Consider the following 25,455-nt stretch of genomic DNA (forward strand, 5'->3'; position numbering starts at 1 on the left):
AAACCGCAACCTGGAGGTCCGCGTGATCGTGGCGAGGGAGCTTGCTCCCGCTGGGCCGTGAAGCGGCCCCAAAAATTGTCGGCAATGCCTATCTTGTGAGTGCTGCGCACTCAAGCGGGAGCAAGCTCCCTCGCCACAAAAGCCTCGCCTCCCAGGAAGACGTGGGTTACTTCGCTGCCCAGGAGTTGAAGCGCTGCTCCAGTTGCTCGCCGTTGTCAGCCCAGAAACTGACGTCGATCTGCACTTGGTTGGCGATGTTTTCCGGGGTGGTCGGCATGTCTTTCAGGACATCCTTGGCCAGCAACGGCACTGCCTGGGTATTGGCCGGGCCATAGGCGATGTTTTCCGAGTAGGTCTTCTGCTGTTGCGGAGCCACCGAATAGGCGATGAATTTCTTCGCCGCTTCGGCGCGGGTCTTGTCCAGGCCACGCGGGATCGCCCACGCGTCGAAGTCGTAGATACCGCCGTTCCACACCACTTTCAGGTTGCTTTCCTTCTGCACCGCAGCGATCCGGCCGTTGTAGGCCGAGCTCATGACCACGTCACCGGAAGCGAGGTATTGCGGCGGCTGCGCACCGGCTTCCCACCACTGGATGTTCGGCTTGAGTTCGTCGAGCTTTTTGAAGGCGCGGTCCTGGCCATCCTTGCCGGCCAGCACTTTGTAGACGTCCTTCGGCGCCACGCCGTCGGCCATCAGGGCGAATTCCAGGGTGTACTTGGCGCCCTTGCGCAGGCCGCGCTTGCCCGGGAATTGCTTGGTGTCCCAGAAGTCCGCCCAACTGGTCGGTGCGGTCTTCAGCTTGTCGGCGTTGTAGGCCAGCACCGTGGACCACACGAAGAAACCTACGCCACAAGGCTGGATGGCGCCCTTGACGTAATCTTCGGCCTTACCGAACAGGGCCGGATCGAGTTGCTCGAACATGTCTTCGTCACAACCGCGGGACAATTCCGGGGATTCGACTTCAACCAGGTCCCAGGAAACGCTCTTGGTGTCGACCATGGCCTTGACCTTGGCCATTTCGCCGTTGTATTCGCCCGCCACGATCTTGCCGTTGCCGGCCGCTTCCCACGGTGCGTAGAAGGCTTTGACCTGAGCCGCCTTGTTCGCCCCGCCGAAAGACACCACGGTCAGGTCCGGGCCCGCCGCCATCGCGCTTGCCGCACCCATCATGCCCAGTGTCAGGGCTGTGAACTTCAGGGATCTCAACATTTATTGTTCTCTCCACGTGCAGGGTTGGTGTTGGTACAGCAGGGGGCGATCAGTTCGCCTCTAGAAGGGGGTCGAGCGCACGCACATGCTCGACTTGCCAGCCAAGCGGAACCACGTCGCCGACAGCGAGCGCGGGATCGAGCTCGGCAATCGGCTGTTTCACGAAGAAGTCGTTCTTGCCGCAGACTTCCAGGCGAACCCGGACGTGGTCGCCCAGATAGATGAATTCCGCCACCCTCCCTGAGAAGCGGTTGACACATTGTTCACTGGAGCCGTTAAGGCTCACCCGCTCCGGCCGGATCGACAGCGTGACCGGCTCGCCAGGCTTGCCTACATTGACGGCCAGGGCCTCGACTTTCTCGCCGCGTCCCAGTTCCACCAGGCAACGGTCGCCGGTCTGGCTGTGCAGACGTCCATTGAGGCGGTTGTTTTCGCCGATGAAGTTGGCGACAAAGGTGTTTTTCGGTTCTTCGTAGAGTGTGCGCGGCGGAGCAATCTGCTGGATTTCGCCCTGGTGGAACACCGCCACGCGGTCAGACATGGTCAGGGCTTCGCCCTGGTCGTGTGTCACGTACACCACGGTCACGCCGAGACGCTGGTGCAGGTGCTTGATTTCCATCTGCATGTGTTCGCGCAATTGCTTGTCCAGCGCGCCGAGGGGTTCGTCCATCAGCACCAGCTGCGGTTCGAACACCAACGCCCGGGCCAAGGCCACCCGCTGCTGCTGGCCGCCGGACAACTGCGCGGGATAGCGTTGGGCGAAGGTGTCCAACTGCACCATGCTCAGGACGCGCTTGACCCGGTCACCGACGTCGCTCTTGTTCAAACCGCGCACCGTCAAGGGAAAGGCCAGGTTCTCGGCCACGGTCATGTGCGGGAACAACGCGTAATTCTGGAACACCATGCCGATGTCACGCTTGTGCGGCGGCACATTGTTGATCGAACGACCGGCTAACTGGATCTCGCCAGCGGTCGGGGTCTCGAACCCGGCGAGCATCATCAGGCTGGTGGTCTTGCCGGAACCGGAAGGTCCGAGCAGGGTCAGGAATTCGCCTTTGCGAATGTCCAGGTTGAGGTCCTTGACGATCAGGTTCTCGCCGTCGTAGCTCTTTTGCACACCACGAAAGCTGACCAGCACATCGCTGGTCCCCGCGCTTGAATCGACCTGGCTCATACCCGCACCTTTTGTATTTGATGACTGCTTGTGAATCAAGCCTAGTGGAGCCTGGGGCCCGCGCAAATCGGGGCGCAGGAGAGAATCGCCTCAGCCGGATGGAAGAGTCGGTGTAGGGATTGCCCTACACCGATGGCGGGATTGGATAAATGCAGCGGTGGGTTTCAAGCAGCGAGCTGCAAGTAGGGGCAAAAGCGCTGCCGTGGCGTGTCGCAAATGGATATGCCAACACAAACCCTGTGGGAGCGAGCTTGCTCGCGATGACGGTCTGTCAGCCACCTATGTGCTGAATCATCTGACGCTATCGCGAGCAAGCTCGCTCCCACAGTGGATCGTGGTGGGGGTTAGAGCAGCTTGTGCTCCATGGCATATTTCACCAATTCAGCCAGCGAAGTGATGTTGAGCTTCTGCATCAGCCGCGCCTTGTGGGTGCTGATGGTCTTGCTGCTCAAGGCCAATTGCTGGGCGATGTCGTTGACGTTGGCGCCCTGGGCGAGGCGTTCGAAGACCGAGAATTCGCGCTCCGACAACAGGGAGTGCAGCGGTCGGGTGTCGGTCAGGCCGACTTCGAAGACCATGCGGTCGGCCAGGTCTGGATCAATGTAGCGCCCGCCCGCCGCGACCTTGCGAATCGCCATGAGCAACAGCGCCGGGTCGCTGTCCTTGGTGGCGTAGCCGGCGGCACCGACCTTCAGGGCGCGCGCGGCCATTTGCGCCTCGTCATGCATCGACAGCACCAGGATCGCCGGTGGGTTGTTCAGCGCCCTGATCCGTGGAATCGCCTCCAGGCCATTGACCCCCGGCATGGAGATATCCAGCAGCACCACTTCGCAGGGCACGTGGCGCAGGGTCTCGAGCAACTGCTCGCCGTTGCTCGCCTCCCCCACTACCACCAGATCCTTGGCCAGGCCGATCAACTGCTTGATGCCTTCACGGACAATGGTGTGGTCTTCGGCTACCAATACACGGATCACGTTTTTCTCCAGGTTCGAAATCTCATCGCGAGCAAGCTCGCTCCCACAGGGTTATGTATGAATATCAATCACTGTGGGAGCGAGCTTGCTCGCGATAGGGCCAGCCCAACCGCCCCACTTTCATCAAGCCTCACGCAACGGCACACGCACCGACAGGGTCGTCCCCTCCCCCGGCTCACTGTCGAGGGTCAACTGCCCGCCCATGATCAACACGCGCTCACGCATGCCAACCAGGCCAAAGGACGTTGGCCGTCCCTCATCAGTAATGAATCCTACACCGTCGTCACTAATTGTCAGACACAGCCGGTCGTCTTCGCGCACCAGCGTCAACTCTACGGTATGCGCCTGGGCATGGCGCATCACGTTGGTCAGCGCCTCCTGGAGAATCCGGAACAGGCCGATGGCCTTGGCGTCGCTCAAGGGCGGAAGGTTGTCAGGTACCTGCACCAGGCAAGGAATCTGCGTACGCGCCTCGAAACGCCGGGCCTGCCATTCGATGGCCGAGGCAATACCCGCGTCGAGGATCGGCGGGCGCAACGCCGTTGCCACGTCGCGTACCAGTTGGAACAGCTGGGCGATCAGGCGCTTCATGCTGTTGAGCCGTTCCTGCAGACCCGGATCGAGCTGCGCGTAGGCCAATTCACACATGGAAGTTTCAAGCTTCAGTACCGTCAGCATCTGACCCAGTTCGTCGTGTACTTCCCGGGCAATCCGCGCCTTTTCCTCTTCCCGCACACTTTCCAGGTGCGCGGACAGTTCCCGCAGTTGTTCCCGGGAGCTGGCCAGCTCCAGTTCGATGCGCTTGCTTTCGGTGATGTCCCAGACGATACCGTCCCAGACGTAGGCGCCGTCTTCGAGGCGACGGGTGATCGCCTTGATCTCGGCCCAGCGCTCCAGGCCTTCGCGGGTCAGGATACGTCCCTGCCAAGACCAATCGCTGTCGCTGTCCAGCGCCTGGTCCTGGGAACGGTGATAGCCAGCCTTGTCTTCGGGGTGCACCAGGCTGCGCAGTCCGGTATCGCTGCGGGCCAGGGTTGCCGGGGAATAACCCACCAGGCTTTCACTGCCTTCACTGATGTAGGCAAAGTCGATTTGCCCGGTCACCGGCGCCCGCTCCAGACGAAAGACCAGTCCCGGAACGTTGGCGGCGATGCCCTGCAGGCGCGCCTCGCTTTCGCGCAAAGCCGCCAGCGCACGTCGGCGTTCCGTCACGTCGTTGAGGTAGACCACCAGGTATTCCGCATCGCGAAAACGCAGGAAACTCAAGGAAACGTCAGCCGGCAGGATGCTGCCATCTGCCCGCACGCACTCGGTCTCGAAACTCTGCGGTCCCTCCTCACTGGCACGGGCACGCTTCCACAGGTTCAGCCAGCGATCCATGTGCAGGCCCGGTTCGAAGTCGATCAGTGGCCGGTCGATGATCGCGCCCGGCGCGTAGCCGAGCATGGTTTCGGCAGCGCGGTTGGCGTAGCGCACATGACTGTCCCAATTGACCCAGAGGATGCCGACGGTGCTCTGGTCGATGGAAAATTGAGTCAGGCGCAAGGCCTCTTCGCTGGCGGTGCGTTGGGCGATGTCTTCCCGCGCGGCACGCAGGCGACGCTCCACCGAGCGCTGCTGGCGGCGCTGCCAGAATATGATGGCCACGCTGCTGAGCAGCATCGCCAGCAGCAACAGCGTCAGGTTCTGCCAGAAGCCCGGGGTCTCGGTCAGGCGTGGATATTTTGGCTTGAGCCAGCGACTGTGCAGTTGCTCCAACTCCTTGGCCGGGATGGCCTGCAAGGCGCTGTCGATGATCTCGGCCAACTGCGGCCAATCACGGCGCGTGGCGACCCGTAGCAATTGCGGCGAACCGATGTCACCCACCACCGCCAACTCGGCGAATTCGGGTTCGACCATCAGCCGCCCAAGTTGCGCCTCGTCGACCACCGCATAACGGGCCTGCTGGGTCAGCAGCAGCTGCAAGGCTTCACGCTCCATCGGCACACCCTGCAAATTGAGCGCCGGATAGTTGCTGCGCAGGTAATCGGCCGTGGCACTGGGCATGCGTACCGCAACCCGGCTCTGGGTGTCGAGTTTTTCCAACTCCACGCCCTCGGCGCCTTTCTGCGCGCCGACGATGAGTTGCGGCACGCGCATGTAAGGATCGGAAAACTGCCAGAGCCTGAGCCCCATCGGGGTCTGGGTCAGGCCCGGCGCGACATCCACTTCGCCATCGCGCACCGCCTCCTCCAGTTGCGCGACGTCTTGAAAGTTGCGCCAGGTCAGTTCGACATTCAACGCCTTGCCCAGCCACTGCATCAACTCGACGCTGGTCCCGGACAAACGTTGCAAGCGCCGGTCGTATTGCGCATACGGTGCCTGCAGCACCAGGCCGACCCGTAACTGCGGATGCTCCGCCAGCCACTGGCGCTGGACGCCATTGAGTTGCACATCATGGGTCTGCGGCGCAGGCGCGGCCCAGGCCATCAAGGGAAGCCATAAACAGCCGATAACCCACAGGCAGCAAAAACGCATCATCGAAGTCTCATGCACTGACAAATACTGACCAACCCATTAGGCTGCCGGAAATACTTCTGGTCATGGAATATCCGATGCCCTCTGTTTACCGCCTGGCGTTGCCAGCATTGTGCCTGTCGCTGATCCTGCCGAGTGCATTTTCTGTGCACGCCGGCGAACCAGCCCCCGCCGCTGCGGAACAACCCGCCGAAGAGAAGCCGGCCGAACGTCAACCCTTGCTCGAGCGTAGCCAGGAAGAAGCGGCGGCGCTTGCGCGAAAAGTCCCGTCCCTGGAACAACAACAGCTACAAACCGGCACCGATGCTTTTCTTGCGCTGTGGAAGCCAGCCAACACCAGCGATCCCAAGGGCGCGGTCATCATAATCCCCGGCGCTGGCGAAACAGCTGACTGGCCTCAAGCAATCGGCCCGTTGCGCAAAAAGTTGCCGGATGCCGAATGGGGCAGCCTGAGCATCACGCTGCCGGACCTGCAAAGCGACGTCATTGCACCCCGCACTGTGGAAACACCGCCCGAGACCAAACCGGCGGACGTAGCGACCGCAGCGCCGGACGCCACCACCGCCGCCCCCATCGAACAAGTGGCCGGGGGCGAAGCCGACGCGGCGGATCCTGCCATCGCCGAAACCGATGAAGAACACGCCAAGGCCGACGCCGAACGGATATTTGCCCGCATCGATGCGGCGCTGGCCTACGCCGAACAGCAGAGCGCCCGCAGCATCGTGCTGCTGGGCCACGGCACCGGCGCCTATTGGGCGGCGCGCTACCTCAGTGAAAAGCAGCCGGCGCAGATCGAGCGCTTCGTGATGGTCGCGGCCCAGACGCCCGTCACCGCCACGCCGGGCCTGGCCGAACTGACGCCCACCCTGAAGCTGGCGACTGCCGATATCTTCTATATGGATAAGCCGCTGGACCGCAACGCGGCCCTGGAACGCCTGCAAGCGAGCAAGCGATTGAAGGGATCGAATTTCAGCCAGGTCGCCCTCAAGGCCCTGCCCAACGCAACGGCGGAGCAGGAACAGTTGTTCCGGCGGGTTCGGGGTTGGTTGAATCCGCAAACGGACTAACACTTCAAGTGAACCATTATTGTGGCGAGGGGATTTATCCCCGCTGGAGTGCAAAGCACTCCCAAGACCATTTATCAGGATTCCCCACACCCGTGTCGACAATTTGGGGCTGCTTCACAGCCCAGCGGGGATAAATCCCCTCGCCACAAATGCTCGGCGCTCGGCTAGCGGAAATCCCGCCGTTCGCGAATCAGCCGATAGGCGTTGTGCAGCTCCCGGGTCTTGTCGGTGGCTTCACGCACCTGCAACGGCGTCGCCCCGCTACCGGCGATCTTGTCCGGGTGATGACGGCTGAGCAGCCGACGGTAAGCCCGCTTGATCTGCGACGGTTCACTGGTGGCGGAAACGCCCAGCAGCCGCAACGCCTCCTGATAAGTCACGCCGCTGGCGGGCCTCGACAGTTTCTGCGGTTCGTAATCGATCGCCAGCGCCTGGACCTGCTGCGGCGTCCAGCCCAGCCACTTGCCCCACTGGGCAAGCAACTCGCGCTCACTTGCACCTGCGCGGCCATCGGCCCACACCATCCGCCAGCAAGCCCGTAGCACCCCTTCAGCCGCATGCGGCTGGAGGGCGAGGCGACGCAGATAACCGCGCAAGCGATCATGCTCGGACTTGCCCCGGTTGAACGCCGCGATCGCACGACGTTGCGCCGGTTCGCTCAAGTCCAGCGCACGCATTTCCTGGCGAGCCTGCTGGATATGCCCGTCCACGACTCGCCCATCGCTTTTCGCCAGACGTCCGAGCAACACGAACAACAATTCATCGTTGCGCAACGCCGGACGACCGCCCAGGCGCTCACGCACTTGCGCCCAACTGTGCAGGTCCAGGCGCCGGTCCAGCGCCTGTCCCAGCAACGCACCGAGCATGGCCCCCGGGATGCTGGCTATGGCAAAGCCCGCTCCCGCTCCGATCAGAGTCCCTGGCCACCACATATCAACGGCTCGCTTCTATCAATGTTTCAACCTGCGCCAAGCGTTCATGAGTCCCGACATCTATCCAATGCCCGTCCAGGCGTTCGCCGCTGACCTGCCCCTGGCCCATGGCCCGGCGCAGCAACGGCGCAAGCTTGAACGCGCCGTCAACGCAACCGTCGAACAGCCGCGGGTGGAGGACCGAGATGCCGCTATAGGTCAGTTTGTCGGCCGGCGGCGCGCCTTCATGAACCTTTCCGTCGGCCAGGATGAAGTCCCCGCCGGGGTGATGCTCGGGATTGTCCACCAACACCAGATGAGCCATGCCGTCGAGCGGCCGATGCAAGGTGCTGAAATCGAAGTCGGTCCAGATGTCACCATTGACCACCACGAACGCTTCGTCGCCCAGCAACGGCAGCGCGCGGAAGATGCCGCCACCGGTTTCCAATGGCTCGCCCTCCGCCGAATAGGCAATGCGCATGCCGAACCGCGAGTCGTCTCCCAGGTAGTCCTCGATCTGTTGGCCGAGCCAGGCGTGATTGATCACGACTTCGCTGAAGCCGGCGGCAACCAGCGCTCGCAAGTGATATTCGATCAACGGGATACCAGCGACGCGGATCAACGGCTTGGGCGTGGTCAGCGTCAGAGGCCGCATGCGCTCGCCCTTGCCTGCCGCCAGGATCATCGCCTTCATGCGGTCGCTCCGGTCGATTGGCGCAGGCTGCAAAGCAATTCATCGAGCGGCGCCAATTCAGGACGACGGGCGATGACCGCTTCTATATAAGCAAAGAAACGCGGCACATCCCCCAGGTATCTCGGTTTACCGTCGCGATGGCAGATACGCGCGAAAATGCCGATCACCTTCAAATGGCGCTGGACCCCCATCAAGTCGCTGGCGCGCAGGAAATCTTCGAAATCCGGCTGGACTGGAATGCCAAGCGCGCCGGCTTCTTGCCAATAGCTTTCCAGCCAACCACGCACACGCTCCTCGGGCCAACTTAGGAAAGCGTCCTTGAACAGGCAGGTCACGTCGTAGGTCACCGGGCCATAGACCGCATCCTGGAAATCCAACACGCCTGGATTGGGCTCGCTGAGCATCAGGTTGCGCGGCATGTAGTCGCGGTGCACCAGTACTTTCGGTTGCGCCAGGGCGCTGTTGATCAACAGGTCGGACGCTTGCTGCCAGAGTTGTTGCTGGGTCGTATCGAACTCGGTACCCAGCTCGCGCTTGACGTACCACTCGGGGAACAGCTCCAGCTCGCGACGCAGCAACGCAACGTCATAGCTGGGCAGCGGCGCCACCATCGGCAGTTGCTGAAAAGCCAACAAGGCTTGCAGGGCATCGCGGAACAAATCGTCGGCATTTTCGCCGTTGATCACGTCCAGATACGTCTGGTTGCCCAAATCGTTGAGCAAAAGAAAACCGCGATCGAGGTCTTCGGCATAAATTTTTGGCACGTTAATGCCGGATTTCGCCAGTAAAAATGCAATATCCACGAAGGGTTTGCAATTTTCCTGAGGGGGTGGCGCGTCCATCACGATCAGGCTGCGGCCCGCGCCTTCCCAACGGAAATACCGCCGGAAACTCGCGTCGCTGCTGGCCGCGGTCAATGTGGCCGGGGGCACGGCGCCCCAGCCTTGTTGGGAAAAAAGGATCGGGAGTTGCTCATCGAGCCAAACTTTCAGGTGTTGCAAGCGTACATCTTGGTCAGGCATTGCAAGGGTCTCCGACGGCGCTAGCCGTCAAGCGGGTCATGCTTTATTATCCAGCATCTTTTTCAGACCATCGAGAGGCGTGCGGCCCACACCGCGGGCAGATGGCACGCAGGAAGCCCGGACTAATAAGATGGCATTGAAATCCCCCGCGTTTCGTAAAAAATTTCCGTTGCTGGTCACCGGCAGTCTGCTGGCCCTGCAACCTTTGGCCTCTTCATTCGTCGTCGCGGCGCAGCAGTATGACTGCTCCGTCTCCGCTTCGGGTGCCTGGGACTGTTCACCCAAGACGCCGGCCGCTGCATTGCCGCCGCGCCCCGTGCATGAAGGCAGTGCGGTTGCCGATAGCGGCAGCACCCCGGCCGAAAGCGGTTCTGGTGAAGAAGCCGGCGAAAAACCGATGCTGGTCACCGAAGCCAAGGGCCGCGGCCTGAAGTCGCGCAGTGCAGACTACAGTCACCTGGACTGGGTTCCCCGCGAGAACCTCACGCCCGCTCAATTGGCTGAAACCGGTCCCTACTGCGCTGGCGCGTATATCGAACCGACGCGCCCAGGCATGAACGACAAGACCGCCAAGAGCGACGCCCCGACCTTCCTGGGCGCCAAGGCCTCGCGTTACGAGCAGGAACAGCAAGTAGCGACCCTGGCCGGTGACGTGGTCATGCGCCAGGGCAGCATGCAGGTCGAAGCCGACGAGGCCAGCCTGTACCAGGCCGAGAACCGTGGTGAACTGAACGGTAACGTACGGGTTCGCGACAACGGTGCGCTGATCGTCGGCGACCACGCCGACGTGCAATTGGATACCGGTGAAGCCAAGGTCGACAACGCCGAATACGTGATGCACAAGTCGCGCATCCGCGGTAACGCGCTGTATGCCAAGCGCGCCGAGAACGCGATCATCCGTCTCAAGGACGGCACATACACCACGTGCGAACCGAGCAGCAACGCCTGGACGCTCAAGGGCAACAACATCACCTTGAACCCGGCCACCGGTTTCGGTACTGCAACCAACGTGACATTGCGGGTCAAGGACATCCCTGTCCTGTACACGCCGTACATCTACTTCCCGATCGACGACCGTCGCCAGTCCGGCTTCCTGCCGCCGACCATTGGCAGCGGCAGTGATACCGGCTTCCTGCTGGTTACTCCGTACTACTTCAACCTGGCTCCAAACTACGACGCCACGTTGTACCCACGCTACATGGGCAAGCGCGGCCTGTTGATGGAGGGTGAGTTCCGTTACCTGACCAAGTCCAGCGAAGGTCAATTCGGCGCCGCGTACCTCAACGATGAAGACGATGAACGTAGCGGGCAGACCGATTACGACAAGACCCGCTACATGTACAACTGGCAGCACAAGGGCGGCCTCGACTCGCGCGTGCTGACGGAAGTCGACTACACCAAGATCAGCGATCCGTATTACTTCCAGGATCTGCAGACCGACCAGATCGGTGTGGAATCGCGAGACTATGTGAACCAGCAAGGTACCGTCAGTTATCGCGGCGACAACTACACCGCGCGGTTGAATGCCCAGGCTTACCAGATGGCGACGATTTCGAAGATCACGCCTTATAACCGCCTGCCTCAGATCACCTTTAACGGCTCTCTGCCCGAACATCCGTATGGATTGGATTTCGCGTACAAGACCGAGCTGGTGCGGTTTGATCGTGATTTGCGGACCGGTCAGTACACCGACGAGGACGGTAACAGCGACGACTTCCTCGATACTCGTGTTGCGGGCTTGGCACGAGCAAACGGCGACCGCATGAACCTGGCACCTGTCGTCAGCCTGCCGATGACCGCAAGCTATGGCTATATCAAGCCGTCGCTCAAGTACCAATACACTCAGTATGATTTGGACTTGGATAGCACGGGTAAAAATCAAATCATTGCTCAACAAGCGGCAGCGGCAGCAGCGGGTACTGAATACATTAGAGGCGAGTACAGCGGTAGCCAGAGTCGCGCAGTTCCAATCGCCAGCATTGATAGCGGCCTTTATTTCGATCGCGACACCCAATTCTTTGGCACAAATTACCGCCAAACCTTGGAGCCGCGCCTGTTCTATCTGTACGTGCCGGAAACCAATCAAGAAGATATTCCTGTCTTCGACACCAGCGAATACACCTTCAGCTATTCCTCCCTGTTCCGCGATAATCGTTTCTCCGGCTCCGACCGTGTCGGCGACGAGAACAAACTGTCCTTGGGCGTGACCAGCCGCTGGATCGAAGAAAACGGTTTCGAGCGCCAGCGCGTCAGCGTCGGCCAGGCCCTTTACTTCAAGGATCGCGAAGTCCAGCTGCCAGGCATCGACTTCAAGACGCGTGAAGACGCCAAGTCCGACGTGTCCCCATATGCCTTGGAATACGAATACCGCTGGAACCGCGATTGGCGCACCACGGCGACCTACAACTGGGACCCGGACACCCGCAGCCCTCGTTCGGGCAGCGCGATGTTCCATTACCAGCCGGAAGACAACCCGAACAAGGTCATCAACGCCGGTTACCGTTATCGCAACGACCAGGTCCGCTACGACGAAGCCACTGGCCAATGGCAAGTGGGCGGTGGCGACTACGGCCGGCCGGGCGATCCGAACTACGTGAAGGACTACTACAAGATCAAGCAGCACGACTTCTCGGTCATCTGGCCGATCGTGCCGCAGTGGAACGCCATCAGCCGCTGGCAGTATGACTACAACCGCAACCGTACTTTGGAAGCCTTCGGTGGTTTCGAATACGACAACTGCTGCTGGAAACTGCGCCTGATCAACCGCTACTGGGTCGACTATGAGGAATTCAGTCAGGCCGCCCCGGAAAACGAAAAGGGCGACCACGGCGTCTTCCTCCAAATTGTTCTGAAGGGACTCGGCGGCCTCACCGGCGCCAAGGTAGAGAGTTTCCTCGACAAAGGCATTCAAGGTTATCGTGAACGTGAAGACCAAGCTTTCTGATTGTCTGCGCCCGCTGATGCTGGGCGCGCTGTTCCTGGGTACCGCGGCCAACGCCGCGGTGCAATCCATCGACAAGGTCGTGGCCATCGTCGACAACGACGTGGTCATGCAAAGCCAACTGGACCAGCGTGTCCATGAAGTCCAGCAAACCATTGCCAAGCGTGGCGGTGGCTTGCCGCCGCCGGGCGTGCTGGACCAGCAGGTGCTTGAGCGCCTGATCGTTGAAAACCTGCAATTGCAGATCGGCGAGCGTTCCGGCATTCGCATCACCGATGAAGAACTGAACCAGGCCGTGGGCACCATTGCCCAGCGCAACAACATGACCATCGACCAGTTCCGCGCCGCCCTGGCTCGCGACGGCCTGTCTTTTGACGACGCCCGCGACCAGATCCGTCGCGAGATGGTCATCAGCCGAGTACGGCAACGTCGTGTGGCCGAACGCATCCAGGTGTCCGAGCAGGAAGTGAAGAACTTCCTCGCTTCCGACCTGGGCAAAATGCAGCTGTCCGAAGAGCTGCACCTGGCAAACATCCTGATCCCCACGCCGGAAAGCGCCAACTCCGAAGCGATCCAGAGTGCGTATCGCCAGGCAACGGACGTTTACCAGCAACTCAAGCAAGGCGCTGACTTTGGCCAGATGGCCGTGGCGCGCTCCGCCAGTGAGAACGCCCTGGAAGGCGGCGACATGGGCTGGCGCAAAGCTGCTCAACTGCCCCCTCCGTTCGATCGCGAACTCAGCTCCATGGCCGTGGGTGACATCACCCAGCCAGCCCGTACACCGGGCGGCTTCATCATCCTGAAGCTACTGGAAAAACGCGGCGGCGGCACCCAGGTGCGCGATGAAGTGCATGTTCGCCACATCCTGATCAAGCCAAGTGAAATCCGCAGCGAAGCCGAGACCAAGCGCCTGGCCGAGAAGCTTTACGAACGGATCACTTCTGGCGAAGACTTCGCCGAGCTGGCCAAGAGTTTCTCGGAAGACCCGGGGTCGGCCCTGCACGGTGGCGACCTCAATTGGGTCGACCCGAATGCGCTGGTTCCCGAGTTCCGCCAGGTCATGGCCGAAACACCGCAGGGCCAACTGTCCAAGCCGTTCAAAAGCCCTTATGGCTGGCACGTACTGGAAGTCCTTGGCCGCCGCGCCACCGACAGCACGACCCAGGCGCGCGAGCAGCAAGCCATGACGGTATTGCGTAACCGCAAATACGACGAAGAGTTGCAAACCTGGCTGCGTCAGATTCGCGACGAAGCCTACGTCGAAATCAAACTCCCTGGCGCAGACCAGGCAGCGCAGTGAAACCCAAGCGTTTCGCGCTGACCCCCGGCGAGCCAGCCGGCATTGGTCCCGACCTGTGCCTGTTGCTCGCCTCGCAAGCCCAGCCGCACCCTCTGATTGCCATCACCAGCCGCGACCTGCTCCTTGAGCGGGTCGCGCAGTTGGGGGTGGCGGTCGACCTGCTATCGGTCACACCGGATGCCTGGCCGGATGCTCCGGCGCCTGCCGGCAGCCTGTATGTCTGGGATACCCCGTTGGGCGCCCCGGTCATGACGGGGAAGTTGGACACCGCCAACGCGGCGTTCGTCCTGGAGACCCTGACCCGCGCAGGCCAGGGCTGCCTGGACGGTGCCTTCGCTGGCATGATCACCGCCCCGGTGCACAAGGGCGTGATCAACGAATCCGGCATACCGTTTTCCGGCCACACGGAGTTCCTGGCTGACCTGACCCAGACCGCGCAAGTGGTGATGATGCTTGCCACCCGAGGCCTTCGCGTGGCGCTGGTCACCACTCACCTGCCCCTGAAGGACGTCGCCGACGCCGTAACACCGCAACGCCTGGAACGGGTCACGCGGATACTGCACGCCGACCTCCGGGAAAAATTCGGCATCGCCCAGCCTCGTATCCTGGTGTGTGGACTGAACCCCCATGCTGGCGAAGGCGGACACCTGGGCCGCGAAGAAATCGACATCATCGAACCCACATTGGAACGCTTGCGCAGCGAGGGCATGGATCTGCGTGGCCCGCTGCCTGCCGACACTCTGTTCACCCCCAAATATCTGGAGCACTGCGACGCGGTGCTGGCGATGTACCACGACCAAGGCCTGCCCGTGCTGAAATACAAAGGCTTCGGCGCGGCGGTCAACGTGACCCTGGGCCTGCCCATCATCCGCACCTCTGTGGACCACGGTACTGCCCTGGACCTGGCCGGCAGCGGCAAGATCGATACCGGCAGCCTGCAAGTCGCGCTGGAAACCGCCTACCAGATGGCCGAGACCCATTTATGACCGAGCAATACCAACACCGCGCGCGCAAGCGCTTCGGCCAGAACTTCCTGCATGACGCTGGCGTGATCGATCGCATCCTGCGCTCCATCAATGCCAAGGTGAATGACCGCCTGCTCGAGATCGGGCCGGGCCAAGGCGCCCTGACCGAAGGTTTGCTCGGCAGCGGCGCACAGCTGGACGTGGTGGAACTGGACAAGGACCTCGTCCCGATCCTTAACCAGCAATTCGCCGGCAAGAGCAACTTCAACCTGCACCAAGGCGACGCCCTGAAATTCGACTTCAACAGCCTGAACGCCGCGCCGGGCAGCCTTCGAGTCGTGGGCAACCTGCCATACAACATCTCCACGCCGTTGATTTTTCACCTTCTGAACAATGCCAGCCTGATCCGTGACATGCATTTCATGTTGCAGAAGGAAGTAGTCGAGCGCCTCGCCGCCGGTCCTGGCGGCGGTGACTGGGGGCGTTTGTCGATCATGGTCCAGTACCATTGCCGCGTGGATCATCTGTTCAACGTGGGCCCGGGCGCGTTCAACCCACCGCCAAAAGTCGACTCCGCCATCGTCCGGCTTGTCCCCCACACGGTCCTGCCACATCCGGCAAAGGATCATCGCTTGCTGGAACGCGTGGTGCGCGAAGCCTTCAACCAGCGTCGCAAAACCCTGCGCAACACCTTGAAGCTGTTGCTCAGCAGCGCCGAAATCGAAGCCGCCGGCGTCGATGGCAGCCTGCGTCCCGAGCAGCTGGACCTGGCGGCTTTCGTGCGCCTGGCCGACAAGCTCAGCGAACAAGTCGCGCCCACGACGGCTGCCAACTAACAGGCCATGACCGCTATCGGGCAGTACGCCGGTCTGGTTTACTACCCGATACGTGGCCTAGACTAATCTCTTGAGTCATGTCCGCGTCCCGCTTAAGGCCTTTTTGCATGTCTGATCCTCGTTATCAGGTCGACGTCAGCGTCGCCACCCGCTTTCTGGCAGAACAGTCGCAACCCGAACACAACCGTTTCGCTTTCGCCTATACCATCACGGTGCGCAACAACGGCTCCTTACCAGCCAGGCTATTGTCGCGGCACTGGGTCATCACCGACGGCGACGGACACGTCGAGGAAGTCCGCGGCGAGGGCGTGGTCGGCCAACAACCGTTGATCGATGCAGGTAAAAGCCACAGATATAGCAGCGGTACCGTGATGACTACCCAGGTCGGCACCATGCAGGGCACCTACCAAATGCTGGCCGAAGACGGTAAACGCTTCGACGCCATCATCAAGCCCTTTCGCCTGGCGGTGCCCGGAGCGCTGCACTGATGGCCACGTATGCGGTGGGCGACCTGCAAGGCTGTCTCGACCCGCTCAAGTGCCTGCTGGAACGGGTAGCGTTTGATCCACAGAAAGACACGCTGTGGCTGGTCGGCGACCTGGTCAACCGCGGCCCGCAATCACTCGAAACCCTTCGCTTTCTCCATGGCATCCGCGATTCGCTGGTCTGCGTGCTCGGCAATCACGACCTGCATTTGCTGGCCGCCTGGCAGAACATCGAGCGCCTGAAAAAATCCGATACCTTGAAAGAGATCCTGGACGCGCCTGATTGCGTCGAGCTGCTCGAATGGCTGCGCCAGCAAAAGCTCATGCACTACGACGAAGCGCGAAACCTTGCGCTGGTCCATGCCGGTATCCCGCCCCAATGGTCCCTGCGCAAGGCGCTCAAGTGCGCCGGCGAAGTGGAACAGGCGCTACGGGACGACAACTTGTTCGGCCCCTACCTGGACGGCATGTACGGTAACGAACCGGTCAAATGGGACAATGACCTGACCGGCGCGGCCCGCCTTCGGGTTATCACCAACTATTTCACCCGCATGCGTTTCTGCACCCGCGACGGCAAGCTGGATCTCAAGGGCAAGGAAGGCATCGAGACCGCCCCACCCGGTTATGCGCCATGGTTCAAGCACAAGGAGCGCAAGACCCGTAACCTGAAAATCATTTTTGGCCATTGGGCGGCCCTTGAAGGTCAAAGTGACGAGCCCGGCGTCTTTGCCCTCGATACCGGCTGCGTATGGGGCAGCGCGCTGACGCTGATGAACGTCGACAGCGGCGAGCTGCTGCGCTGCGATTGCGACGAGAAAGGCCACGCCAAACCACATCCATCGACCATTGCATCATTGCCGGCCGGCACTGCCCTTTGATCGGCTTTGCGCTTCAGGCCACAGGAGTCCTAAATGACCGAATTCAAACGCATCCCTACCGAACAGGCCCAGGCCCTGCGTGAACAAGGCGCCGTTGTCGTCGATGTGCGCGACCCCGCCACTTTCGCAGCGTTGCACATCAGTGGCTCCAAGCACCTGGATAACCATTCTCTTCACGCTTTCATCCAGGCCGCTGATCTCGATGCTCCTACCATCGTGGTCTGCTACCACGGCAACTCCAGCCAGAGCGCGGCGGGCTATCTGGTCAGCCAAGGCTTCAGTGACGTCTACAGCCTGGACGGTGGTTTTGAGCTGTGGCGTTCGACTTACCCGGCAGAAACAGAGCAAGGCACCCCAGAATAATTTTTTATGACGTCCAAGCCCACGCGAACCGCGGGCTTGGGCGATGGCAGACGAACGGTCTGCCATAACTAATTACGTATTCCACCTTTACCTCTCCGATTCCGAACTATCCTTAGCCTCAGGCCATCCAAAACAGGGGAGAGCCGGTACACCGGCGCGCGGGTCATCGGGAGTCAGCTTCCAGGAGTCATATTCCTGAAAGCATTCTGGGGGGTAAAACGGCAACTGGGTTCCCAGCGGCTGTCCAGCATCGACTGATTGATCCGACACCGGCTCCACGTATCGAGCGAGGTGACGTCATGAGTATTTTTAGCCACTTCCAGCAACGTTTCGAGTCCACGCGGCAGGAGGAGTACTCGCTGCAGGAATACCTCGAACTCTGCAAGCAGGACCGCAGTGCCTACGCATCGGCCGCGGAGCGTCTGTTGCTGGCCATCGGAGAACCGGAACTGCTGGATACCTCGACCAACTCGAGGCTCTCGCGAATTTTTTCCAACAAAGTGATCCGCCGCTACCCGGCCTTTGCCGACTTCCACGGGATGGAAGAATGCATAGAGCAGATCGTGTCCTACTTCCGCCATGCCGCCCAAGGCCTGGAGGAGAAGAAGCAAATCCTCTACCTGCTCGGCCCCGTCGGCGGCGGTAAATCGTCCCTGGCCGAGAAGCTCAAACAATTGATTGAGAAAGTACCCTTTTATGCAATCAAGGGTTCGCCGGTGTTCGAGTCCCCACTGGGGCTGTTCAACGCCACGGAAGATGGCGCCATCCTCGAGGAAGATTTCGGCATTCCGCGCCGCTACCTCAACACCATCATGTCGCCATGGGCCACCAAGCGCCTGGCCGAGTTCGGCGGTGACATCAGCCAGTTCCGGGTGGTCAAGCTCTACCCATCGATCCTCAATCAGATCGCGGTGGCCAAGACCGAGCCTGGGGATGAAAACAACCAGGACATTTCCGCCCTGGTGGGCAAGGTCGATATTCGCAAGCTGGAGGAATTCCCACAGAACGACGCCGACGCCTACAGCTATTCTGGCGCGCTGTGCCGGGCCAACCAGGGCCTGATGGAATTCGTCGAAATGTTCAAGGCGCCCATCAAGGTGCTTCACCCATTGCTGACCGCCACCCAGGAAGGTAACTACAACAGCACCGAGGGGTTGGGGGCGATCCCGTTCACCGGCATCCTGCTGGCGCACTCCAACGAATCGGAATGGCACACCTTCCGCAACAACAAAAACAACGAAGCCTTCATCGACCGGATCTACATCGTCAAGGTGCCTTACTGCCTGCGGGTCACCGACGAGGTGAAGATCTACGACAAGCTGCTGTTCAACAGCTCGCTGTCCAAGGCCCATTGCGCGCCCGACACACTGAAGATGCTCGCTCAGTTCACCGTATTGTCGCGCCTCAAGGAGCCGGAAAACTCCAACATCTATTCGAAGATGCGGGTCTACGACGGCGAAAACCTCAAGGACACCGATCCGAAAGCCAAGTCGATCCAGGAATACCGCGACAACGCGGGCGTGGACGAAGGGATGAACGGCCTCTCCACCCGTTTCGCGTTCAAGATCCTGTCCAAGGTCTTCAACTTCGACCCTCATGAAATCGCCGCCAACCCGGTCCATCTGTTGTATGTGCTTGAGCAACAGATCGAGCAGGAACAATTCCAGGCGGAAACCCGTGAGCGCTACCTGCGCTTCCTCAAGGAATACCTGGCGCCCCGCTACATCGAGTTCATTGGCAAGGAAATCCAGACCGCATACCTGGAGTCCTACAGCGAATACGGCCAGAACATCTTCGATCGCTACGTGCTGTACGCAGACTTCTGGATCCAGGACCAGGAATATCGCGATCCCGAAACCGGCGAGATCCTCAATCGCGTGGCGCTCAACGAAGAACTGGAGAAAATCGAGAAACCGGCGGGCATCAGCAATCCGAAGGATTTCCGCAACGAGATCGTCAATTTCGTCCTGCGCGCCCGGGCCAACAACAACGGCAAGAACCCTACGTGGCTCAGCTACGAGAAGCTGCGGGTGGTCATCGAGAAGAAAATGTTCTCCAACACCGAAGACCTGCTGCCCGTCATCAGCTTCAACGCCAAGGCCAGCAAGGAGGACCAGCAAAAACACAACGACTTCGTTACACGCATGGTCGAACGTGGCTACACCGACAAACAGGTACGACTGCTGTCCGAGTGGTACCTGCGGGTCCGCAAATCACAGTAGCGCAGTGACAAGCCGCAAGCGGCAAGCTGCAAGAGAAAAGCGCGTAGGCCCCGGGGTTCGGGCAACCGCTTCCACTTGCAGCTTGAAGCTCACAACTTGAAGCTGCCCAGAGGGCTACTTATGAGCTATGTGATCGACCGACGCCTCAATGGCAAGAACAAGAGCACGGTAAACCGCCAGCGTTTTTTGCGGCGCTACCGTGATCACATCAAGAAAGCCGTCGAAGAGGCGGTCAGCCGGCGCTCCATTACCGACATGGAACACGGCGAACAAATCAGCATTCCCGGTCGCGACATCGACGAGCCGGTGCTTCATCATGGACGCGGCGGCAAACAGACCGTTGTGCACCCTGGAAACAAGGAGTTCACCAGTGGCGAGCACATTCCTCGCCCCCCGGGTGGAGGCGGCGGCAAAGGCCCCGGCAAGGCTGGCAATTCCGGCGAAGGCATGGACGAATTCGTGTTCCAGATTACCCAGGAGGAATTCCTTGAATTCATGTTCGAGGACCTGGAATTGCCGAACCTGGTCAAGCGCAACCTGACCGGCACGGACACCTTCAAGACCGTGCGGGCCGGCATCAGCAACGAGGGCAACCCCTCCCGTATCAACATCATCCGCACCCTGCGCTCAGCCCACGCCCGACGCATTGCCCTGTCAGGCAGCAGCCGGGCGAAACTGCGCGAAGCCAAGGAGGAACTGGCGCGCCTAAAGCGCGAGGAACCCGACAATTTCGGCGACATTCAGAACCTGGAAGCGGAAATCGAGAAACTCAGCGCGCGCATCCACCGCGTACCGTTCCTTGATACCTTCGACCTCAAGTACAACCTGCTGGTGAAACAGCCAAACCCCAGCTCCAAGGCCGTGATGTTCTGCCTCATGGACGTGTCCGGCTCCATGACCCAAGCAACCAAGGACATTGCCAAGCGCTTCTTCATCCTGTTGTACCTGTTCCTGAAGCGGAACTACGACAAGATCGATGTGGTATTCATCCGGCACCACACCAGCGCCCGGGAGGTCGACGAAGAAGAGTTTTTCTATTCACGGGAAACCGGCGGCACCATTGTTTCCAGCGCCTTGAAGTTGATGCAGGAAATCATGGCCGCACGTTATCCAGCCAATGAATGGAATATCTATGCGGCGCAGGCGTCCGACGGTGATAACTGGAACGACGATTCGCCCATCTGCCGCGACATCTTGATCAACCAGATCATGCCGTTCGTCCAGTACTACACCTATGTGGAAATAACTCCACGGGAACATCAGGCCCTGTGGTACGAATACGAACGCATTGCCGAAGCCTTTTCCGACACGTTTGCCCAACAGCAACTGGTCTCGGCCGGGGATATCTACCCGGTCTTCCGTGAACTCTTCCAGCGCAGGTTAGTGACATGACCGCCAAAAAAGAGCAGAAGCGCCAGCCCATCTCCACCGGTTCCGAATGGACATTCGAACTGATCCAGGCCTACGACCGCGAAATCAGCCGTATCGCGGACCGTTATGCCTTGGACACCTACCCGAACCAGATCGAAGTGATCACAGCCGAGCAGATGATGGACGCCTATGCGTCAGTCGGCATGCCGCTGGGCTATCACCACTGGTCCTATGGCAAACACTTTCTCAGTACGGAAAAATCCTATAGCCGGGGCCAAATGGGGTTGGCCTACGAAATCGTGATCAATTCCGACCCATGCATTGCCTACCTGATGGAAGAAAACACCATTTGCATGCAGGCCTTGGTGGTGGCGCATGCGTGCTATGGCCATAACAGCTTCTTCAAAGGCAACTATCTGTTCCGTACGTGGACCGATGCCAGCTCGATCATCGATTACCTGGTATTTGCCAAGCAGTACATCATGCAGTGCGAAGAGCGCCACGGCATCGACGCCGTGGAGGACTTGCTGGATTCCTGCCATGCCTTGATGAATTACGGCGTGGACCGCTACAAGCGCCCCTATCCGATTTCCGCTGAAGAAGAGCGGCGCAGGCAGAAGGACAGGGAAGAACATCTGCAGAAGCAGATCAACGACCTATGGCGGACCATCCCCAAGGGCGCGGATAAATACAGCGAGAAGGACAACGCGCGTTTCCCTGCCGAGCCTCAGGAAAACATCCTCTATTTCATCGAAAAGCATGCGCCGCTGCTGGAGCCTTGGCAGCGGGAAATTGTGCGGATCGTGCGCAAGATCGCCCAATATTTCTATCCGCAGCGCCAGACCCAGGTCATGAACGAGGGTTGGGCAACGTTCTGGCACTACACGCTGATGAACGACCTGTATGACGAAGGCCTGGTCACCGACGGCTTCATGATGGAGTTCCTCACATCCCATACCAGCGTGGTGTTCCAGCCCGGCTTCGACAGCCCCTATTACAGCGGCATCAACCCTTATGCGTTGGGCTTTGCGATGTACCGCGACATCCGGCGGATGTGTGAAAACCCAACCGAAGAGGATCGACGCTGGTTTCCTGAGCTGGCCGGGTCGGATTGGTTATCCACGATCAAATTCGCGATGAGCAGTTTCAAGGATGAAAGCTTTATCCTGCAGTACCTTTCGCCCAAAGTGATTCGCGACCTGAAGCTATTCAGCATCCTTGACGATGATCAGAAAGACGACCTGCTGGTACCCGCCATACATGACGAAAGCGGTTATCGCATCATCCGTGAAACCCTGGCGGCGCAATACAACCTGGGCAATCGCGAGCCCAACGTGCAGATCTACAGCATCGACCGCCGCGGGGATCGCTCGCTGACGCTCCGTCATCAACAGCACAATCGCAAGCCACTGGGCGATTCGACCGATGAAGTCCTCAAGCACCTGCATCGCCTCTGGGGATTCGATATTCACCTCGAAACCCTGCAAGGGGACCAAGTGATGAAAACCCACCACGTCCCTCCGCGAAACGAACAAGCCGAAGGAGACTATGGCCGCCTGGACTTGGCCGTCATACATCTTTGATACCGTTTTCGCCTCCGGCGGTCCGGCGTAAAGGTTTATCCTGTCGGCCCAACGGAGGTTTTTTATGCAGATCTACAAAGTTGGCGGCGCCGTTCGCGACCGTCTCCTGGGCATTCCCGTCACTGACATTGACCGGGTGGTGGTGGGTGCCACCGCCGAGGAGATGCTCGCCAATGGCTTCCGCCCCGTAGGGGCTGATTTCCCGGTATTTCTTGACCCGAAGACGGGCGAGGAATATGCCCTCGCCCGCACGGAACGCAAGAGCGGCAGGGGTTATGGCGGCTTCGTGTTCCATGCCAGCCCCGAGGTGACGCTCGAACAAGACCTGATCCGCAGGGACCTGACAATCAACGCGATTGCCGAAGATGACCACGGCAATCTCATCGATCCCTATCATGGCCAGCGTGATATCGAAGCACGCATGCTGCGTCACGTTTCCACGGCTTTCGCCGAAGATCCTCTCAGAGTCCTGCGTGTTGCTCGTTTTGCCGCGCGCTACGCCCCGCTGGGCTTCAAGGTTGCAGACGAGACTCTTGAGCTGATGCGGCAACTGAGCGGTTCAGGCGAGCTGGAAGCACTGACGGCCGAACGCAGTTGGAAAGAAATCTCCCGCGCGCTGATGGAAAGCCAGCCGCAGGTATTTATTCAAGTGCTTCGTGACTGTGATGCGCTCAAGGTCCTGATGCCCGAAGTCGACGCATTGTTCGGCGTACCACAACCCGAAGCCCATCATCCCGAAATCGACACCGGCGTTCATACCTTGGGCGTGCTGGAACAGTCAGCACGGTTCAAGCAGCCGCTGTCGGTCCGCTGGGCTTGCCTGCTGCATGATTTGGGAAAAGGCCTGACACCTGAACATGAATGGCCACGACACATCGCCCATGAGCACACCGGACTGAAACTGATCAAAGCGGTCAACGAGCGTTTCAAGGCGCCCCGCGACTGTCAGGAATTGGCGCTACTGGTGGGCCAATACCACACCCATGGTCACCGCGCGCTGGAACTCAAGGCATCCACTTTGCTTGATCTGCTGCAGAGTTTCGATGTGTACCGGCGCCCCCAGCGCTTCGAGGAGTTCATTGCCGCATGCGAGATGGATGCGCGAGGGCGCAAGGGGCTTGAAGAGCGAAGTTATCCACAGGCTGATTATCTGAGGGGCGCTGCGGCAGCGGCGCGCGCAGTGGCGGTGCAACCTTTGCTGGAGAAGGGCTTCAAGGGGCCGGAGCTGGGAGAGGCGATCAAGCGTGAGCGCCTCAGGGCACTGAAGGCCTACAAGGAAACGGCGAGCTGACGGGGTTCGTCAGTTTGCCTTTTTGCTGGATGTTCCGTCGCCATCGCGAGGAAGCCCCCACATTAAAATTTCAACGAGCACATAGCTTGTGTTCAACCGAGATCCACTGTGGGAGCGAGCTTGCTCGCGATGACGGCAGCTGCCTCACAACAGATTCGACGGCGTAAGCGCCTGGCCTCGCCACTCGAAAGCCACCGGCGCCAGCACCTGGTCGATCTGCGCTTCTTCCCACAACGTGGCAAAGCTTTTACCCACACCGGGGTGAATCCGATCCGGCGCCATCAGCGACAACGGCCACAGGACGAAGGCGTTCTTGAGAATTTCCGCGCGCGGAAGGATCAACCCATCGAAGTTGCCAACCTGTTCCCCATACAACAACACGTCGATATCCAGCGGCAGACCCTTGCGGTCCGGCGCATATCGGCCATTGTCGGCTTCGATGAACTTGAGGCGACGATCCAGCTCCATCAGCGGCAGGTCTGTGAAGGCCGACACGACAAAATTGAAAAACGGCCCGCTCTTGATACCCACCGGCTGGCTTTCGAACACGGCTGAGCAACGCATATCGACCAGAAAACCGGCCAATGCCTCAAGCCCTGCGCACAAATGGGTTTCGCGCTCGATATTGCTGCCGAGCCCGAGGAAAACCTGTGTCAGCGACATCCGCGCTCGATCTCCACGCCAACCCCACTGGCAGCCGGAACGGCGCCAGGCTTGGTGACTTTCAGCCGCAGCCAGGTAATCTCGAACTCGTCCATGAGCTCCTTGGCCAAACGCTCTGCAAAGGTCTCGACCAACTGGAACTGCGCCTGCTCCGCGAACGCCTGGATACGCGCCGAAACGCTGGCGTAATCGAGAGCCAGGGCAAGGTCGTCGCCTGCGGCAGCCGGGCGATTGTCCCAGGCGAAGCTCAGGTCAAGCCGCAGGCACTGTCGGATGCCTCGCTCCCAGTCGTAGGCACCGATTACCGTGTCGACTTCCAGGCCCTCGATAAACACTCTGTCCAAGCACTTTTCTCCGCAGCACGACAAGGGCGCAATGCGCCGTTAGAATCAGGGCGTCCTCGCCCGGAATGGTTAGCATGTTTTGGTTACTGGCGATCCTCGCCTACCTGCTCGGCTCACTGTCCTTCGCCATTTTGCTCAGCCGCCTGACCGGTCGCCCGGACCCGCGAATGAGTGGCTCGGGCAATGCCGGCGCCACCAACATGCTGCGCCTGGCCGGACGCAAACTCGCCATCCTGACCCTGCTTGGCGACCTCTGCAAAGGTCTTGTCCCGGTATTGATCGCCAGCCTTGCAGGGCTCTCGTTGCAGCAACAGGCCTGGATCGGCGTTTGCGCCGTCATCGGCCACCTGTTCCCGCTGTACTTTCGCTTTCGTGGCGGCAAGGGTGTCGCCACCGCAGCCGGCATGCTGCTGGGTCTCTATCCCCCTGCCGCCCTGCTGGCTGTCTGCGCCTGGCTGCTGACCTTCTACCTGACTCGCACCAGTTCCCTGGCCTCGTTGATCGCCACGCCATTGACCCTGCCGTTGCTGGCCTGGCAAGAGCCGGCGGCCTTGCTGCCGATGACCGCGCTCGTCGCACTGATCGTCTGGCGCCACCGGGGCAATCTACGCGACCTGTTTGCCGGGCGCGAACGGCATTTTTAA

General features: G+C 60.2%; 22 protein-coding genes. 13 read left to right on the top strand and 9 right to left on the bottom strand.

Annotation, left to right across the window (positions count from 1 at the left end):
• Positions 1-166: 166 nt before the first annotated feature.
• From FHK92_RS05610 to FHK92_RS05625, 4 genes are all read right to left on the bottom strand, one after another.
• A complete protein-coding gene (locus FHK92_RS05610; RefSeq protein WP_181287202.1) occupies positions 167-1,210 on the bottom strand; it encodes an ABC transporter substrate-binding protein in 1,044 nt (347 codons plus the stop codon).
• 49 nt (positions 1,211-1,259) lie between these two features.
• Positions 1,260-2,384, bottom strand: coding sequence for an ABC transporter ATP-binding protein (locus FHK92_RS05615; protein WP_181287203.1), 1,125 nt, complete (start codon positions 2,382-2,384; stop codon positions 1,260-1,262).
• 344 nt (positions 2,385-2,728) lie between these two features.
• The gene (locus FHK92_RS05620; RefSeq protein WP_003206156.1) at positions 2,729-3,358 is read right to left on the bottom strand and encodes a response regulator; all 630 of its coding nucleotides are present in this window, start codon (positions 3,356-3,358) and stop codon (positions 2,729-2,731) included.
• Positions 3,359-3,481: 123 nt separating this feature from the next.
• Entirely contained in the window at positions 3,482-5,878 is a 2,397-nt protein-coding gene (locus FHK92_RS05625) for a PAS domain-containing sensor histidine kinase (RefSeq protein WP_181287204.1), read from the bottom strand.
• A 74-nt stretch (positions 5,879-5,952) separates the two neighbouring features.
• Between FHK92_RS05625 and FHK92_RS05630 the strand changes: the two genes are divergently transcribed.
• Positions 5,953-6,942 carry an alpha/beta hydrolase family protein gene (locus FHK92_RS05630; protein WP_181287205.1) on the top strand — a complete coding sequence of 330 codons (990 nt, stop codon included), beginning with the start codon at positions 5,953-5,955 and terminating at the stop codon, positions 6,940-6,942.
• A gap of 164 nt (positions 6,943-7,106) precedes the next feature.
• On the opposite strand, the gene FHK92_RS05635 is transcribed toward FHK92_RS05630, so the two are convergent.
• Genes FHK92_RS05635 through FHK92_RS05645 form a run of 3 tightly spaced genes read right to left on the bottom strand, consistent with a single transcriptional unit; the run spans position 7,107 to position 9,569 of the window.
• A complete protein-coding gene (locus tag FHK92_RS05635) occupies positions 7,107-7,874 on the bottom strand; it encodes a TerB family tellurite resistance protein (RefSeq protein ID WP_181287206.1) in 768 nt (255 codons plus the stop codon).
• Between the two features lies 1 nt (position 7,875).
• Positions 7,876-8,547 carry an N-acetylmuramate alpha-1-phosphate uridylyltransferase MurU gene (gene murU / locus FHK92_RS05640; RefSeq protein ID WP_181287207.1) on the bottom strand — a complete coding sequence of 224 codons (672 nt, stop codon included), beginning with the start codon at positions 8,545-8,547 and terminating at the stop codon, positions 7,876-7,878.
• A complete protein-coding gene (locus FHK92_RS05645) occupies positions 8,544-9,569 on the bottom strand; it encodes an aminoglycoside phosphotransferase family protein (protein WP_181287208.1) in 1,026 nt (341 codons plus the stop codon). Before FHK92_RS05645 ends, murU begins: the two co-directional genes overlap by 4 nt.
• A 130-nt stretch (positions 9,570-9,699) precedes the next feature.
• Here FHK92_RS05645 and FHK92_RS05650 point away from each other — a divergent pair, with 130 nt between their 5' ends.
• The 11 genes from FHK92_RS05650 (at position 9,700) to FHK92_RS05700 (ending at position 23,804) form a co-directional block, all read left to right on the top strand.
• On the top strand, positions 9,700-12,513 hold the full coding sequence (locus FHK92_RS05650; protein ID WP_181287209.1) for an LPS-assembly protein LptD: 2,814 nt from the start codon (positions 9,700-9,702) through the stop codon (positions 12,511-12,513).
• The gene (gene surA / locus FHK92_RS05655) at positions 12,494-13,810 is read left to right on the top strand and encodes a peptidylprolyl isomerase SurA (protein WP_181287210.1); all 1,317 of its coding nucleotides are present in this window, start codon (positions 12,494-12,496) and stop codon (positions 13,808-13,810) included. Before FHK92_RS05650 ends, surA begins: the two co-directional genes overlap by 20 nt.
• On the top strand, positions 13,807-14,796 hold the full coding sequence (gene pdxA / locus FHK92_RS05660; RefSeq protein ID WP_181287211.1) for a 4-hydroxythreonine-4-phosphate dehydrogenase PdxA: 990 nt from the start codon (positions 13,807-13,809) through the stop codon (positions 14,794-14,796). The genes surA and pdxA overlap by 4 nt, the downstream gene beginning before the upstream one ends.
• Complete coding sequence (gene rsmA, locus FHK92_RS05665) at positions 14,793-15,611, top strand: 16S rRNA (adenine(1518)-N(6)/adenine(1519)-N(6))-dimethyltransferase RsmA (RefSeq protein WP_181287212.1); 819 nt, start codon at positions 14,793-14,795, stop codon at positions 15,609-15,611. The genes pdxA and rsmA overlap by 4 nt, the downstream gene beginning before the upstream one ends.
• A 107-nt stretch (positions 15,612-15,718) precedes the next feature.
• The gene (apaG, locus tag FHK92_RS05670; protein ID WP_181287213.1) at positions 15,719-16,099 is read left to right on the top strand and encodes a Co2+/Mg2+ efflux protein ApaG; all 381 of its coding nucleotides are present in this window, start codon (positions 15,719-15,721) and stop codon (positions 16,097-16,099) included.
• Entirely contained in the window at positions 16,099-16,974 is an 876-nt protein-coding gene (locus FHK92_RS05675) for a symmetrical bis(5'-nucleosyl)-tetraphosphatase (RefSeq protein WP_181287214.1), read from the top strand. Before apaG ends, FHK92_RS05675 begins: the two co-directional genes overlap by 1 nt.
• A 33-nt stretch (positions 16,975-17,007) precedes the next feature.
• Positions 17,008-17,337, top strand: a complete 330-nt coding sequence (glpE, locus tag FHK92_RS05680) for a thiosulfate sulfurtransferase GlpE (protein ID WP_181287215.1) — start codon at positions 17,008-17,010, stop codon at positions 17,335-17,337.
• A gap of 299 nt (positions 17,338-17,636) precedes the next feature.
• Positions 17,637-19,559, top strand: coding sequence for a PrkA family serine protein kinase (locus tag FHK92_RS05685; RefSeq protein WP_109754979.1), 1,923 nt, complete (start codon positions 17,637-17,639; stop codon positions 19,557-19,559).
• 120 nt (positions 19,560-19,679) lie between these two features.
• The gene (locus FHK92_RS05690) at positions 19,680-20,951 is read left to right on the top strand and encodes a YeaH/YhbH family protein (protein ID WP_181287216.1); all 1,272 of its coding nucleotides are present in this window, start codon (positions 19,680-19,682) and stop codon (positions 20,949-20,951) included.
• Entirely contained in the window at positions 20,948-22,513 is a 1,566-nt protein-coding gene (locus FHK92_RS05695) for a SpoVR family protein (protein WP_181287217.1), read from the top strand. The genes FHK92_RS05690 and FHK92_RS05695 overlap by 4 nt, the downstream gene beginning before the upstream one ends.
• Positions 22,514-22,577: 64 nt before the next feature.
• Positions 22,578-23,804: a multifunctional CCA addition/repair protein gene (locus tag FHK92_RS05700; protein WP_181287218.1), complete on the top strand. Its 1,227-nt coding sequence runs from the start codon at positions 22,578-22,580 to the stop codon at positions 23,802-23,804.
• Between the two features lie 144 nt (positions 23,805-23,948).
• Here FHK92_RS05700 and folK read toward each other — a convergent pair whose 3' ends face one another.
• Positions 23,949-24,467, bottom strand: coding sequence for a 2-amino-4-hydroxy-6-hydroxymethyldihydropteridine diphosphokinase (gene folK / locus FHK92_RS05705; protein ID WP_181287219.1), 519 nt, complete (start codon positions 24,465-24,467; stop codon positions 23,949-23,951).
• A complete protein-coding gene (folB, locus tag FHK92_RS05710; RefSeq protein ID WP_181287220.1) occupies positions 24,458-24,811 on the bottom strand; it encodes a dihydroneopterin aldolase in 354 nt (117 codons plus the stop codon). The genes folK and folB overlap by 10 nt, the downstream gene beginning before the upstream one ends.
• Positions 24,812-24,885: 74 nt before the next feature.
• Between folB and plsY the strand changes: the two genes are divergently transcribed.
• The gene (gene plsY, locus FHK92_RS05715; RefSeq protein WP_181287221.1) at positions 24,886-25,455 is read left to right on the top strand and encodes a glycerol-3-phosphate 1-O-acyltransferase PlsY; all 570 of its coding nucleotides are present in this window, start codon (positions 24,886-24,888) and stop codon (positions 25,453-25,455) included.

Origin of the sequence: Pseudomonas brassicacearum subsp. neoaurantiaca, assembly GCF_013608025.1 — a bacterium.
Taxonomy (GTDB): domain Bacteria; phylum Pseudomonadota; class Gammaproteobacteria; order Pseudomonadales; family Pseudomonadaceae; genus Aquipseudomonas.

Excerpts from the sequence above, each read along its gene's own strand:
- FHK92_RS05635 (WP_181287206.1), bottom strand. The coding sequence starts at position 7,874 with ATGTGGTGGCCAGGGACTCTGATCGGAGCGGGAGCGGGCTTTGCCATA.
- apaG (WP_181287213.1), top strand. The coding sequence starts at position 15,719 with ATGTCTGATCCTCGTTATCAGGTCGACGTCAGCGTCGCCACCCGCTTT.
- FHK92_RS05625 (WP_181287204.1), bottom strand. The coding sequence starts at position 5,878 with ATGATGCGTTTTTGCTGCCTGTGGGTTATCGGCTGTTTATGGCTTCCC.
- FHK92_RS05650 (WP_181287209.1), top strand. The coding sequence starts at position 9,700 with ATGGCATTGAAATCCCCCGCGTTTCGTAAAAAATTTCCGTTGCTGGTC.
- murU (WP_181287207.1), bottom strand. The coding sequence starts at position 8,547 with ATGAAGGCGATGATCCTGGCGGCAGGCAAGGGCGAGCGCATGCGGCCT.
- FHK92_RS05645 (WP_181287208.1), bottom strand. The coding sequence starts at position 9,569 with ATGCCTGACCAAGATGTACGCTTGCAACACCTGAAAGTTTGGCTCGAT.
- plsY (WP_181287221.1), top strand. The coding sequence starts at position 24,886 with ATGTTTTGGTTACTGGCGATCCTCGCCTACCTGCTCGGCTCACTGTCC.
- rsmA (WP_181287212.1), top strand. The coding sequence starts at position 14,793 with ATGACCGAGCAATACCAACACCGCGCGCGCAAGCGCTTCGGCCAGAAC.
- FHK92_RS05615 (WP_181287203.1), bottom strand. The coding sequence starts at position 2,384 with ATGAGCCAGGTCGATTCAAGCGCGGGGACCAGCGATGTGCTGGTCAGC.
- FHK92_RS05690 (WP_181287216.1), top strand. The coding sequence starts at position 19,680 with ATGAGCTATGTGATCGACCGACGCCTCAATGGCAAGAACAAGAGCACG.
- glpE (WP_181287215.1), top strand. The coding sequence starts at position 17,008 with ATGACCGAATTCAAACGCATCCCTACCGAACAGGCCCAGGCCCTGCGT.
- FHK92_RS05675 (WP_181287214.1), top strand. The coding sequence starts at position 16,099 with ATGGCCACGTATGCGGTGGGCGACCTGCAAGGCTGTCTCGACCCGCTC.
- FHK92_RS05685 (WP_109754979.1), top strand. The coding sequence starts at position 17,637 with ATGAGTATTTTTAGCCACTTCCAGCAACGTTTCGAGTCCACGCGGCAG.
- folK (WP_181287219.1), bottom strand. The coding sequence starts at position 24,467 with ATGTCGCTGACACAGGTTTTCCTCGGGCTCGGCAGCAATATCGAGCGC.
- FHK92_RS05630 (WP_181287205.1), top strand. The coding sequence starts at position 5,953 with ATGCCCTCTGTTTACCGCCTGGCGTTGCCAGCATTGTGCCTGTCGCTG.
- FHK92_RS05700 (WP_181287218.1), top strand. The coding sequence starts at position 22,578 with ATGCAGATCTACAAAGTTGGCGGCGCCGTTCGCGACCGTCTCCTGGGC.
- FHK92_RS05610 (WP_181287202.1), bottom strand. The coding sequence starts at position 1,210 with ATGTTGAGATCCCTGAAGTTCACAGCCCTGACACTGGGCATGATGGGT.
- FHK92_RS05695 (WP_181287217.1), top strand. The coding sequence starts at position 20,948 with ATGACCGCCAAAAAAGAGCAGAAGCGCCAGCCCATCTCCACCGGTTCC.